Here is a 14,757-nt window from a genome sequence, read left to right on the forward strand (position 1 = left end):
ATAATGAAGAAAAGTAGATTGAATAAAATAGTTGCGTTGTTGTTGACTTTTGGAGTTGCTCAGCTCAACGCTCAGGAAGTTAAGCGGATTGATCAAGGCTGGGATTTCTTAAAGAGCGATCTGGGGGGAATCTGGGAAGCTGTAAGACCGGTGGGAGCCGGTAATCCCGAGTCTGTTCCATTGTGGCAGCAGGTGGATCTGCCACATTGTTATAATGCACTGGACGCTGTTGATCCAGCTATCAATTATTATCAGGGGCCAAGCTGGTATAGAAAATCACTGGCTATAGACAATCCCTATTTAGATGGTCGTACCCTGCTTCATTTTGAAGGAGCCGGACAAAAGACAGCTGTTTATATCCATACAATTAAAGTTGGGGAGCACGTTGGCGGATACGACGAATGGACTGTGGACATTACAGATGCGGTTGAAAAGTTTAAAAAAACAGATGCTTTCAAAAAACAATTTAAGGGCAAAATACCGCTTTCAATTCGTGTGGATAATTCACGTGATCTCGAAATGATCCCTTCTGATCTGTCTGATTTTAACGTCTATGGAGGTATTTACAGACATCTAAACCTAAAATATGTTCCGCAGACAGCCTTGGAACGTGTATTTGTTGAGGCGTCAGTAGGGGCCGATGGAAAGCAGGGGGTAGCCAACGTCCGTGGACGACTGATGCCATTTTCGACTCAGACAAATTTTGAAGTCGAAACGCAACTCTATGATCCCGCTGGAAAAATCGTGCAAACCCAGCAACCACAGGTAAATAAGGGGGCATTGAATCTTGAATTTGGACAATTCCTGGTCAAGAAGCCACAGCTTTGGAGTCCTGATCAACCGGCTTTGTACCGTTTGGTTACCACAGTCAAAAGCAATGGACAAGTATTTAAAGAAGAGACTGTCTTTGGCTTTAGACATGTAGCGTTTAAAGAAAAAGGTCCTTTTCTGCTGAACGGGAAAAGGCTTTTGCTTCGCGGCACCCATCGTCATGAAGACCATGCCGGCGTTGCTGCCGCAATGACTGACGATCAGATCGTGCAAGAGATGACTCTGATGAAAGAGATGGGCGTAAACTTTATTCGTTTGGGACATTATCAGCAGAGTCGTAAAGTGCTTGAGGCCTGTGATAGTCTGGGTATTTTGGTTTGGGAAGAGATTCCATGGTGTAGAGGTGGATTAGGTGGTGAGGTCTATCAGCTTCAGGGAAAACGGATGTTAACCAATATGATTGAACAGCATTATAATCATCCATCGGTCATTATTTGGGGCCTCGGCAACGAAAATGATTGGCCGGGGGATTTTACGGAGTTTGATCAGGCGAAGATAAGAGCTTATATGAGTGAACTGAATACCTTATCTCATCACTTGGATCCGAGCCGGAAAACAGCGATACGGCGTTGTGATTTCTGTAAAGATATTGTTGATGTTTATTCGCCATCCATTTGGGCCGGTTGGTATAGAGGTGTTTATACCGACTATAAAACAGCCTCAGAAGAAGAGATGAAAAAGGTAAAACATTTCCTTCATGTGGAGTGGGGCGGGGATAGTCATGCTAGACGACATGCAGAGGACCCTGATCGTGCTTTAGCTAAAATCAAAGGTGATGGAACAACAGATGAACGAGCGGGCGATGCTTCGCTCATTGGTGGGGCAGCACGCGTTTCTAAAGATGGCGATTGGAGTGAAAGCTACATTTGTAATCTCATCGATTGGCACTTAAAGGAACAGGAAACAATGCCTTGGCTCACGGGAACAGCCTATTGGCCATTTAAAGATTTTTCAACTCCGGTACGGCCAGACAATCCTGTGCCTTATGTCAATCAGAAGGGTGTTGTTGAACGGGATTTTGCCAAAAAAGAATCTTACTACGTATTCCAGTCGTATTGGACAGCGAAGCCAATGCTGCATATTTATGGCCATACCTGGCCGATCCGTTGGGGTGAAAAGGAGGAGTCAAAAATGATAAAGGTGTATTCCAATGCAAAGGAGGTTGAGCTTTTTGTCAATGGAGTAAGTCAAGGGGTAAAAAAAAGAAACAGTCAGGATTTTCCAGCCGCGGGGCTAAGGTGGATGGTGAAACTGAACGAAGGAAACAATCAGATTAAAGCGGTAGCGAAAAACGGCCGGGAAATTCTCGTGGATGAAATTGAACAGCAGTATCAGACAAAAAAGTGGGGCAAACCTGCCAAATTGCTTGTCGAAAAGATTGCCACGGAAGGGGAAATGATCACTGTGCAAGCTCAAATTGTGGATAATACCAATACCCCTTGTCTCGATGCAAAGGATTGGATCTATTTTGGTTCAACCGGCGACGGTCAGTTGATCGTCGATCAAGGTACTTCTACAGGGTCGAAAAAAGTACAGGCCTACAATGGTCGTGCATTGATTAAACTTCGACTGCCTTCGGGAAGCGCTGTAGTATCCGGCCGGATGGAAGGATCAAAGAGTACCTTATTAACAATAGAAAAATAGCACAAGATGTTAAAAGCAACGAATCATTTGAACCTCTTTGTACTGCTCGGTCTCCTAGGGGCGATTGCCCCATGCCATGCACAAAGGAGTTCCCCGAAGCTCAAGCTTTGGTATAATCAACCGGCCACGCTCTGGGAAGAGGCACTACCGCTTGGCAATGGCACGACAGGAGCGATGGTCTTTGGTGGGCTAAGTAAAGATAGGTTTCAAATTAACGATAATACCCTGTGGTCGGGTGAACCAGATGCGGGCAATAATCCCAATGGCCCGCAGATTCTCCCCCAGGTACGCCAAGCCATCTTTGCTGGAAAATATGAAGATGCTGCAGTTCTTTGGAAGAAAATGCAGGGACCTTACTCTGCCCGGTATCTACCGATGGGCGATTTATGGTTGGATTTTCACCAAGATGAGAAAAAGGTCAAAGATTATAAACGGGAGCTAGATCTTGAGCGAGCGATCAATCAGGTCAGTTATTCCTATCAAGGTGTTCAATACCTAAGAGAAAGTTTTGTCAGCTTTCCGGATAAAGCATTGGTTGTTCGACTGAAGGCAGACAAGAAAAAATCAATTACATTAGACCTTTCCTTGACCAGTAAACTCAGGTATCGAGTTTCGACCCAAGGGGATAATCAATTAACTCTTCAGGGGAAAGCGCCAAGTTTTGTCGCCAATAGGGATTATGAACCTCAACAAGTTGTGTATGACAGTATTGGCGGAAAAGGGATGACTTTTGCGATACAGGTAAGCGTAAAAACTACCGGTGGTGTGGTAAAAAAAGAGGGGGATAAGCTTAAAATTATAGGCGCTGATGAGGTGACTTTATTTTTGACGGAAGCGACAAGCTTTAACGGTTTTGATAAGTCGCCGAGTCGGGAAGGTAAAGATGCCACATTGTTGGCGAAAAATCGCTTGAAAAATGTCTCAAAAAAGAATTTTCAGACCTTATTCTCCGATCATCAAAAAGATTATCAAGCGCTATTCAATCGTGTAGCCTTTGAGCTGACTGGTACTTCTGCGCATGATCAATTGCCTACAGATCAACGTATCATGCAGTTTTCCAAAGGACCAGCCGATTTGGGACTACTGACACTGTATTATCATTTTGGACGGTACTTGTTGATTGCTAGTTCCAGACAAGGCGGAAGACCAGCAAATTTACAAGGGATCTGGAATGATCATGTGCAGCCACCTTGGGGGAGTAATTATACGACCAATATCAATACAGAAATGAACTATTGGCTTGCGGAAAATACCAATCTTGCGGAATGTCATCAGCCTTTGTTTGATTTTATGGATGAGTTGGCTATTAATGGGGCCAAAACAGCATCGATAAATTATCATATAGATAAGGGCTGGGTTGTTCATCATAACTCCGATCTATGGGCCAAAACTTCCCCTCCGGGCGGATATGATTGGGATCCAAAAGGAATGCCACGCTGGTCGGCATGGCCTATGGCAGGTGCCTGGTTGAGCACACATCTATGGGAACACTATCGTTTTACGGGTGACAAAACTTTCTTAAAGGAGAAGGCCTACCCGTTGATGAAAGGCGCAGCCCAATTTATGTTGCAATGGCTGATTGCGGATCCTGGAAATAAATACCTTGTTACCAATCCGTCCACTTCACCTGAAAATACAATCAAAATAGCAGGTAAAGAATATCAATTGACCATGGCCTCTACCATGGATATGGCGATCATTCGGGAGCTTTTCACAGCTGTTATTCACTCCTGTATGATACTCAACGTTGATCCTGAATTTAAATCAGCACTAGAACAAGCGAAGGAAAAGCTTTATCCCTATCAGGTGGGCCAATATGGACAATTGCAGGAATGGTTTAAAGATTGGGATGATCCAAAGGATCAGCATCGTCATATTTCCCATTTATTTGGATTATACCCGGGCAATCAGATCAGTTTTGCAGAAAACAAGGCTTTGGCTGCGGCATCCAAGCGTTCATTGCTTTTAAGGGGCGATGTCAGTACCGGCTGGTCGATGGCCTGGAAGACAAATTGGTGGGCGAGGCTTCAGGATGGAAATCATGCCTATAAAATCCTCAAGGATGCCTTAAATTTTATTGATCCTAAATTGGACCGTGCGCAGATGAGCGGTGGTGGAGCCTATCCGAATCTATTTGATGCACATCCACCTTTTCAAATTGACGGTAATTTTGGTGCTACGGCTGGAATGACCGAAATGTTGCTGCAAAGTCATGACGGAGCTGTCCATTTGTTGCCAGCCCTACCTGATGAATGGTCTGCTGGGACGATAAAAGGAATTAAGGCCAGGGGAAACTTTACCGTGGATATTGCCTGGAAAAATAACCTGTTGACCGAAGCAATGATCGTATCCAATATTGGTGGTGTTTGCCGTTTGCGTACTCCTTTACCCGTTAAAGTTGTCGGTGTCGAATCAAATCAGGTAGCTGTCACAGAGAATGCGCTATTATATAAACCGGAACAGCTACCGTATACGGTAGCGGATTCTTCCAAATTGCCATCGTTAGCATCTACGAAAACATTCGAAGTTCAATTTGAGACCATAAAAGGTAAACAGTATCGTGTTGTTCCAATGTAATTCAAAAACCAGGAAAAATGAAATCTACATCAATTGTTCGCGTCATGGGCTGTCTTCTTGGGATCGCAATTTTCCCCTTATTCTTGAGGGCAAAAATGAAGGAAGGTATTTTTGAGCAGGAGATTATCCAGACGCTGCGTCCTGTTATCCTCGAGCAGTCCAAATGGGCGATGAAGCAGAAGCCAGTGACTGTTACAGCTTATAAGGCAGTTCGGAGTTCCGGGGGTATTCATGATTTTTATTCTGAAGGCGATTATTGGTGGCCTGATCCCAAAGATCCCGCTGCGCCCTATATCCAACGGGATGGGATGACTAATCCAGCCAATTTCGTTGAACATCGTAAAGCGATGATCCGCTTCAGCCGAATCGTGGGGGCGCTGGCCTCAGCTTATCGTTTGAATCCGGATAAAAAATACGTACAGCAGGCCCTTCGTCATTTAAAGGCTTGGTTTGTTGATGCAGAAACGATGATGAACCCTAATCTTCTTTATGCACAGGCCATACAAGGGCGTTTTACAGGGCGAGGGATAGGTATTATTGATACCATTCATCTGATGGAAGTTGCACAGGCTGTCAAGATCTTTGAAAACGACCCTAATTTTCCACAGGATGCTAAGGATGCCATACATCGCTGGTTTGCGGCCTATTTACGTTGGCTTACAACGCATCAATATGGTATCGATGAAATGAATGCTGCTAATAATCATGGTACATGTTGGGTGATGCAGGTCGCTGCATTTTCGAGTTTAGTACAAGACTCTATATTACTCCAAAAATGTGCAGATCGTTATACGCAGGTGTTGTTACCGAATCAAATGGAGGCTAATGGTAGTTTCCCGAGAGAATTGCAGCGTACAAAACCTTATGGCTACGCGTTGTTTAATCTCGATGCGATGACCATGATATGCCAGATTTTGTCCAAGACCAATACCTCCCTTTGGCAGTATACATTGTCTGATGGGCGGACAATAAAAAAGGGGGTTGATTTTATGGTTCCCTATATTGCTGATAAAGAAAAATGGCCTTATCCGAAAGATGTCATGTATTGGGATCAATGGCCGATTGCGCATCCGGCACTTGTGTTTTCGGCCACGGCTTTCCAAAATAGAGCATACCTGCAGCTTTGGAAAAAGCTTGATCATGCACCCGAACAAGAAGAGGTTGTTCGAAATTTACCCATTCGTAACCCGATTATATGGCTGTGAATTTCCTGGCCTCCTTATAAAATAACTTAACCATTTCACCTTAAAAACCTAAAGATAACATGAATGTTAATGCGACGTCTTTGCGAAGATATGCCCTCTTTTTGTGCTTTCGAAATTTAAAAAAGCCATCCATTGCCAAAGTAATTTTTTTGACGGGAATTTTGTGTTCTTTTCAACACGTTGAGGCACAGAGTACCAAGCAGCTGCAAAAAGCTTGGAATCTAGCAGATCAACAAGCTCAACTGCTTTATAAAGAATTGCAACTCTTGAAAAAAAGTGATTCATCCTTGGTTTCGCCACGTACGCTTTCCACAGATAACGAACTGGTTGCCGTGAAAAGGGGCGACTGGACCAGTGGTTTTTTTCCTGGCGTCCTGTGGTTTCTCTACGAAAAGTCGGGAAAACAGAAATGGAAGGATCTCGCTTCAGAAACAACAAGGTCGATCGAAGCGGAGCAATTTAATGGAAAGACCCATGATATGGGCTTTAAGGTCTACTGTAGTGTCGGAAATGGTTATCGGTTAACTGCAAATCCACAGTACCGGGAGGTGCTTGTACAGGCAGCCAAAACGCTGTCAACCCGTTTCAATCCAACAGTTGGCTGTATACGTTCGTGGGATCACAATAGTCACCGCTGGGACTTTCCAGTTATCATTGACAATATGCTTAATTTGGAATTACTATTTGAAGCAACCAAACTCACTGGAGATTCTACTTATTATCATATTGCAGTGAGCCATGCCAATACGACAATGAAAAATCATTTCAGACCGGATTACAGCACCTATCATGTGATAGACTACAATCCGAAAACGGGAGCTGTACAGCATAAAAACACCCATCAGGGCTTAAGTGACGAGTCAACATGGTCGCGGGGTGAGGCCTGGGCATTGTATGGTTATACAATGTGTTACAGAGAAACGGGAGATCCGAAATATTTGCAGCAAGCTGAAAAAGTCGCGCAGTGGCTGTTTACACATCCCAATATGCCGAAAGACTTGATCCCTTATTGGGATTTCGATGCGCCTAATATTCCAAATGAACCCCGGGATGTGTCGGCAGCGACAGTCATCGCATCGGGGCTGTTGGAATTAAGTACGTATAGCAATCAAGGGAAAGATTATCGTGCAAAAGCACAGACCATATTGGCGAACCTGATAGACAATTACATGTCGCCAGCAAATAAAAGTAGAGGTTTTATATTATTACACAGCACAGGATCGAAACCTTCCAATACCGAAGTGGATAAACCCTTGAGTTATGCCGATTATTATTTTTTGGAAGCACTGCATCGGCAAGAAGAGCTACAGTCCGGAAAAGTTCAATCGGATCTGGTCCGGAAAAATCCAGCGGGACAATTGATCTATTTTCCAGATGCACAGGGAAATGTCATCCCCGACTTTAGTCGCGTGGGCTATCATCAAGGTGATCAAAAGTTGCCCAATGTTCCTGTCGTGATTACGGTAAAACCCAGCGTAAATGGTGATGATCAGCAAATTATACAGCAGGCCATCGATGCCGTATCAGCAAAACCGCGTGATAAAAACGGTTATAGAGGTGCTGTTTTGTTAAAAAAAGGCCTGTACACTATACCTGGAAGTTTGGAAATTCATGCCAGCGGTGTCGTGTTGAGAGGTGAGGGGGATGCCGAGGGACAAACCCTGCTTAAAGCAGTAGGGCAGCATCAACGGAGCTTATTGAAAGTTTCCGGTACGGGCAGCTATACAGTGGACCAGGCTAGAAAACAGTTCGTTAAGGATGGCTATGGACCTGTAGGGGCTAACTATGTCCTAGTCGATCATACGAACGAATGGAAAGTGGGCGAGCAGGTCCTGCTATCGTATGAGATGAATGATGCCTGGATCGAAGCGCTTCGAATGAACCAGATTGAAAAGAGAGAAGGGACGAAACAGTGGACGGCGCGGGAATACAAGCTAAATTTTGAACGTACTATTTTAGCCATTCGAGGTGACTCTGTATTTTTTGATAATCCCCTGGTGATGGCGATCGATCCGAGGTACGGAAAAGTGACCGTCATTCCTTACACCTTTGACGGACGTATAAGCGAAGTTGGAATCGAAAATATACGTTTCGAATCTGATTTTGTAGATAATGAGGACGAAAATCACGGCTGGATTGCAATTGATATGGATAAAATAGCGAATGGTTGGGTGCGTAATATCACCGCGCGTTATTTTGGCTATGCGGCGGTGAGTCTTGGTGCTTTTGCCAAACAGATTACAGTAATGAAGTCGCGGTGTCTGGATGGAAAATCTCAAATTACAGGCGGAAGGCGGTATTCATTCAATAATGACGGTCAGCTTAATTTATTTAAAGAACTTTATACCACGGAAGGACGCCATGATTACGTAACAGGGGCCAGAACCCTCGGTCCAAACGTTTTTAGCCTTTCTAGCGCGGAGCGAACACATGCGGATATCGGTCCACATCATCGATGGGCTGTTGGAACCTTATACGATCAAATCGTAACGGATGGTGAAATTAATGTTCAAGACCGGGGTAACTGGGGAAGTGGACATGGTTGGGCTGGGGTGACACAGATCTTATGGAATTGTACGGTCAAAAGTGCTGCAGTACAAAAGCCCTGGGCTTCCGGGCAAAATTTTGCCATAGGAGTAAAGGGAGAAAAAGTAGCTGGAAGATTGAAAAATAGAAATGCTGGTTACTGGGAAAATCAAAACAGAATACTGTCGATCGGCTCACTTTATGAGCAACAATTAAAAGATCGATTAAAGTGATTCTTGTTCGTGTTTATTCAATGGAATGATTATTTTTATCATCCATTTCAATTATATACCTTATGATGCCATTACGTGTTTTTATGCGCTGTTTTTGCTGTGTACTAGCGTTAATTTCTGTTTTGCATGCGCAGGAAAAAAACTATCGTTTTTTACACTTGGATGTCAACGAAGGTTTGTCTCAGGGCAGCGTTTTCGCTATAGCTCAAGATTATTTGGGTTTTATGTGGATCGGTACCCGTGACGGCTTAAATAAATACGACGCCCGGAAGTTTACGATTTATCGCAGTAATCCGCAAGATAGCCTTTCCTTAGAGCACAACTTTATTCAAGCGATTACGGAAGATAACAAAAAGCGCCTTTGGATAGGGACAATGACAGGTCTGAATTTATATAATCGTGCGTCAGACAATTTCATCCGTATACCTTTACCTACTGTGGAGAGTAGTAATGGAAAAAGGGATGTCAACGTTCACCAGATTTTTCAGGATTCCAATGGTAAGATTTGGATTGCGACAAATATAGGCTTGTATAAGATTAAAGAGGGCCGGCATCTCGAAGCGGAATTGGTTTTCAATGAGATTACCGTTGAAAGAAGCCAGGGAAAAGAATATTATCGTAATTTTCGAACCCTATATGAGGATCGCAGAAAGCGATTATGGTTTTGTACTGATGATGCCATTGTACTCATGCAGGCTGCATCGAAAGATGGAAATAGCTTAAAGGTGCTACGGACTTATTTTAAAGAGAAATCGGTAGATAATAAGGTTAATCAACGGTTTCAAGCAGTATTGGAAGTTAGTCCAGGTATATTTTGGGTAGGAACGAAATATAATGGTATTCGGATTATCAATGAGAATACAGGCGAAATATCCTCGTTAACCGAAGAGGGCAATCATACCGGTTTGGCCAGTCAAGATGTGCGCTCCTTAAAAAAAACAGATGATGGAAAGATTTGGATCGGAACATTCAATGGCCTCTACGTTTATCAAAATGGAAAATTGCTTTTTATTCAGGCAGACGATGGAAATCCCAATAGCTTAAGCAATAATTCCATTCGCCCTATATTTCAGGATAAAAGGGGATCTATTTGGATCGGAACCTACTTTGGAGGGGTCAATATCTATGACAAGGATATTCCTAATTTTCAGAATTTTACCCATCAATCTAAACGCAATAGCTTAAGTTACAATGTGGTGAGTGCTTTTGTTGAAAATGCTATGGGAGAACTCGTGATTGGAACTGAGGGGGGAGGACTGAATTATTTTAATCGGCATACGAATTCGTTTTTTAGTGAACGTTACGATAAAAATAACCTGAATGGCCTAAGTCATAACAATGTGAAGTCCATCTGTTTGGATAAGGAAGGGAATTTATGGGTAGGTACCTATGATGGTGGATTGAATTTAAGACGAAAGGGGCAACAAGGCTATGAACATTTTCGTTTCGATCCCAATGTAAGTAATGGCCTGGCAAACAATAATGTCTATGCGATCTTAGAGGATCGCAATGGCGATATTTGGATAGGCACGTTCGGTGGCGGCCTACAGGTCCTTCGTAAAAACCAGAAAGCCGGATCTTTCCAAACATTTGATGTTGCAGGAAAGCAATTGAGTTCCAATATGGTGCGCGCTTTGTTAGAGGATTCAAAAGGTAATCTATGGATCGGTACTTCCAATGGATTAAATCTAAAATTAGCGGGGACCGATAAATTTGTTTCCTTTCTAAATGACAAGAAAGACTCTCTTTCAATTAGTGGAAATGATATTGTGAGTATCCATGAAGATCGAAAAGGACAGATTTGGATTGGTACCTATATGGGCGGGCTCAATCGCTATCTTCCAGAGAAGAAAGCGTTCAAAAGGTTTAATGAGCGAAATGGATTGCCGATCAACAATGTTTTTGCGATGCTGAGTGATCTGAAAAACAAATTGTGGTTGAGCACAAATACAGGGATTTCTTGTTTCGATCCCCAATCCGGTCATGTACGCACCTACACGAAGACCGATGGTCTTCCTGGCAACGAATATATTCAAAATGCAGCAGCAATGTTGCGGGACGGAAAACTCGCCTTTGGCAGTTTCTCAGGCTTCACCCTATTTAATCCAGATAGTTTAAGTGTCAATAATTACATTCCCCCCATTCAGTTTACGGAGTTGAAATTATTCAATAAAACAGTTCTCCCGGGCCTGGATGGTGTTATTCCTAAAGATATATCGATGATGAATGAATTGATACTTGATCACAATCAAAATGTTTTTAGTTTGGAATTCAGTGTATTGAATTATGTTCATCCGGAGAAAAATCAATATGCTTATTATCTAAAAGGCTTTGATCAAGACTGGAATTATGTAAGCAATCCCGTGGCTACTTATACCAATTTAGACCCTGGTACCTACGAGCTTTGGGTAAAGGGGGCCAACAACGACGGGGTATGGAACGAAAAGGCAACGGTCTTGAAGATTAAAGTGCTGCCAGCACCATGGAAGACATGGTGGGCCTATAGCGGCTATTTTCTTCTTTTTGCTGGGGCCAGTTTTTTGGTTATCCGATTTTTCCACGGTCGGAATAAATTGAAACAGGACCTTTTGATTCGGCAAATAGATTCGGAAAAACAGGAGGAGCTCCATGAAGCAAAACTGAATTTCTTTACCAATATCTCCCATGAATTCCGTACGCCATTGTCATTAATTATCGGACCGTTAAATCAATTGAAAGGCGATCGATCGCTTTCAGCATATGCACAGGAGCACCTCGGTTATGCAACGAGAAATGCCGATCGCTTGATGAATCTTGTCAATCAGCTGCTTGATTTCAGAAAACATGAAGGCGGAAAGATGAAATTGTTTTGCCAAAAGGTTCATCTTGCTACGTATTTGGAAAACATTCGCCAGAATTTTTACTTTATTGCCGAGAAAAATAATATTCAGTTTTTCCTTGATAATAAGGTAAGTCCTGATTATGTTGCAGGTTTAGATCCGGAACAATTTGAAAAAGTCCTTGTCAATTTGATTTATAATGCTTTTAAATTTACGGACAATGGGGGTAAAATAAAGATTCAGGTTGAGCTAGAAGGGGAAGGTGAGTTGGAGAAACTGCTTGTTTCCGTTTGGGATTCCGGGCGTGGGATCCCGGCAAAAGATATACCTTTTGTATTTGAACAATTTTACCAAGCCAATGCGAAAGGACTGTCAGCGACCAATGGAGGAATAGGTTTGGCGCTTTCCCGTTCGATTATACAGTTGCACGGTGGAAAACTCACTGTTGAAAGTAATATGGCACAGGAATCGGCCGACTTCAATACTGTATTTCGGATCAGCCTGCCCCAGGGGGCTGTTGTCATCGAAGAGCTAATGGTCTTAGCGGATACGGCAGGGACAATGTGCTCTGACCCAGCAGATGCCGATACGCCAGAGGTGGATGTTACAAAAACAGAAATTGAGCGTCCTGCAGCAGATGAAGATAAACCCATCATACTTGTTGCCGAGGACAATGTGGAACTGCGTTGTTTTCTATGTGAAAATTTACGGAAAAAATATATTGTTTTAGAAGCTAATGATGGAATTGAGGCCTTGGAATTGGTACAAACAAGACAGCCCGATATTATCATTTCAGATGTAACGATGCCCAACTGCGACGGAATCACACTTTTGCAGCAGATTAAAAATGATAGCAGTTCAAATCATATTCCTGTGATTCTTTTGACAGCCCGTACAGCTGATCCTTATATCACAGAGGCGTTTGAAATTGGTACAGATGATTACATTACCAAGCCCTTCAGTATGCCACACCTCATTCAGAAAATTTCTAATATCATACAGACGCGGAAACGACTGGAAGAAAAATTTGTACAGAATTATCTTCTTGGAACGCAGGGAACAGACCTGCCCGAAAGAACTCGTTTTTTGGATCAGGTATTGAAGATTGTCGAAGAAAATCTGGGCTGTGAAGATTTTGGGGTACAGGATCTTACCAAAGCCATCGGTGTGAGCCGTTCTGTTTTGTACCGCAAGATTAAGCAACAAACGGGACTGAATTTGGTTGAATTTATTAATATGGTACGTCTTAAGAAAGCAGCCTATATTTTGGTGAACGATACGGGTTTGAGTATCAGTGAGGTGGCTTATCAGGTCGGGTTCAATGATCCAAAGTATTTTAGCAAAACATTTAAGAAATTCTATAAGGAGAGTCCACGTACCTATGTTGAAAAATTCGGTATCAAGGAAGGTAGCAATTAAAAAATAAGCGAAGGCCTTCATAATTTGGTCAGCATCAGCAGCTAGGAAAGCAGACTGAAGGTTTTTTCGGTCAAAAAAAAGGTTTTCAAACGGGGAGAATGAAAACCTTCAATAACCAATTATAAACCTAAATTATGATAGAACAAATATAGTTGTTTTTAATACTATTTTAAAAATAATTCACCTTTTAAAAACTGTTTTGTGGCTGGTCAGCTACAGGCTGTTGTGGCCCTGTCGCTGGAAGAACCAGCGCATAGCTTATACGCTTTTGACCAGCTTATGAATAAGGTATAAAATGGTCAATCCTAACAGCGCAAATATCCCATATCCTAATCCAATCTGAAACTGCGAAGAAGGGTTTACTAGGCTTACGGTGATGTAACTGAGTGAAGAGGTAAGGAGGTAGGTAATTCCGCCAACCAATCCACCGGCGATACCTGCCGACAATGGAAACCTACCCAAACAGTAGCTGAAATAATTATTAAAGATAAATCCTGCAGTACAATGTACGGCAAATGCGAAAAATGTTAATGTATATAGGTTTGATAAGTAAGGTGAAACAATTAGCATACATACAATCAGGCTGATCTGAATAAAGTTGGCGATTCTCAACTTTGGAACCAAGGCTCTTTTAATAAGGGCTTTACCAATAAAACCACCACACATCCAAGCTAAGCCCATAATAAGTGAGGTATAACCGGTTGTAATCGCACTATAGCCCAATTGATGTTCAATAAAAAAAGGACCACTGAGATTGTAGAACATGACAAGACCATAGGATATACCGCACATGACTATACCGAACGTAAAATCATTGCTTTTAAGCATCATTTTAAATTCGCCGATCAGGTAGTTGATATGGAGTGGTTTCTTCTGTTTGATTGTTTCGCCAGAAAAGATCAGTTCAAGGATGAAAAGTACGGCACTGTAAACGGCGAGAACCATAAAGTTAGAACGCCAACCAAATTGTGTTTGGAGGTAGCCGCCAATAAAAGGAGCGACAATCGGTCCGATCGACCAGACGATGGTCATAATGCTGAGGTAGTGCTTGCGCTGTTCGCCTTCGTAGACATCTACAAAATAGGCTCTTTTTGAGATGACCACAAATGCCGATAAGATGCCCTGTAGGATACGCATCAGGTAAATAACCCAAATATCTTGCGTGCTTGCTGTGATCCAGAAACTGACAATGAAAAGGAAAAGTGATATCAGGTTGATGCGATACCTTCCCCAAGCGTCAACCAATGCTCCTGTAAAGAATTGAGCAACACCATAGCTGATTAGAAAAAGCGAAAGTGTTAGCTGAATTTTGCTTTCGTTCAAGCCAAGCTCCTGGGCCATTTGTGGCATCGACGGAAGATAAATATCAGTGGCAAGTCCCGTAATCGGAACAAGTGCAAATGCTAGTATCGTCGGGATAAAAGATTGCTGTGGTTTAGTGTTTTTTTCCATCCTGTCATTTTTTTAATTTCCCGTCTCTAGGGACGTTTATGCTGTCGGCCA

At 42.7% G+C, this 14,757-nt stretch carries 6 protein-coding genes; 5 read left to right on the top strand and 1 reads right to left on the bottom strand.

Features of this window, described 5'->3' with window-relative positions:
• The first annotated feature begins 3 nt into the window (after positions 1-3).
• The 5 genes from AB1Z56_RS02625 (at position 4) to AB1Z56_RS02645 (ending at position 13,254) form a co-directional block, all read left to right on the top strand.
• Entirely contained in the window at positions 4-2,475 is a 2,472-nt protein-coding gene (locus AB1Z56_RS02625; protein ID WP_426790989.1) for a glycoside hydrolase family 2 protein, read from the top strand.
• A gap of 6 nt (positions 2,476-2,481) precedes the next feature.
• Complete coding sequence (locus tag AB1Z56_RS02630; protein WP_426790990.1) at positions 2,482-5,052, top strand: glycoside hydrolase family 95 protein; 2,571 nt, start codon at positions 2,482-2,484, stop codon at positions 5,050-5,052.
• A gap of 17 nt (positions 5,053-5,069) precedes the next feature.
• Complete coding sequence (locus tag AB1Z56_RS02635) at positions 5,070-6,257, top strand: alginate lyase family protein (protein WP_426790991.1); 1,188 nt, start codon at positions 5,070-5,072, stop codon at positions 6,255-6,257.
• 59 nt (positions 6,258-6,316) lie between these two features.
• Positions 6,317-9,016: a glycoside hydrolase family 88 protein gene (locus tag AB1Z56_RS02640; RefSeq protein ID WP_426790992.1), complete on the top strand. Its 2,700-nt coding sequence runs from the start codon at positions 6,317-6,319 to the stop codon at positions 9,014-9,016.
• A 62-nt stretch (positions 9,017-9,078) separates the two neighbouring features.
• Positions 9,079-13,254, top strand: a complete 4,176-nt coding sequence (locus tag AB1Z56_RS02645; RefSeq protein WP_309361814.1) for a hybrid sensor histidine kinase/response regulator transcription factor — start codon at positions 9,079-9,081, stop codon at positions 13,252-13,254.
• A 258-nt stretch (positions 13,255-13,512) separates the two neighbouring features.
• On the opposite strand, the gene AB1Z56_RS02650 is transcribed toward AB1Z56_RS02645, so the two are convergent.
• Positions 13,513-14,706, bottom strand: coding sequence for an MFS transporter (locus AB1Z56_RS02650; RefSeq protein ID WP_309361812.1), 1,194 nt, complete (start codon positions 14,704-14,706; stop codon positions 13,513-13,515).
• Between the last annotated feature and the right edge of the window lie 51 nt (positions 14,707-14,757).

Source organism: Sphingobacterium sp. WOUb80 (assembly GCF_050058145.1).
Lineage (GTDB): Bacteria > Bacteroidota > Bacteroidia > Sphingobacteriales > Sphingobacteriaceae > Sphingobacterium.

Bases quoted from the DNA above. Each gene is read 5' to 3' on its own strand.
- AB1Z56_RS02625 (WP_426790989.1), top strand. From the start codon at position 4: ATGAAGAAAAGTAGATTGAATAAAATAGTTGCGTTGTTGTTGACTTTT.
- AB1Z56_RS02630 (WP_426790990.1), top strand. From the start codon at position 2,482: ATGTTAAAAGCAACGAATCATTTGAACCTCTTTGTACTGCTCGGTCTC.
- AB1Z56_RS02635 (WP_426790991.1), top strand. From the start codon at position 5,070: ATGAAATCTACATCAATTGTTCGCGTCATGGGCTGTCTTCTTGGGATC.
- AB1Z56_RS02640 (WP_426790992.1), top strand. From the start codon at position 6,317: ATGAATGTTAATGCGACGTCTTTGCGAAGATATGCCCTCTTTTTGTGC.
- AB1Z56_RS02645 (WP_309361814.1), top strand. From the start codon at position 9,079: ATGATGCCATTACGTGTTTTTATGCGCTGTTTTTGCTGTGTACTAGCG.
- AB1Z56_RS02650 (WP_309361812.1), bottom strand. From the start codon at position 14,706: ATGGAAAAAAACACTAAACCACAGCAATCTTTTATCCCGACGATACTA.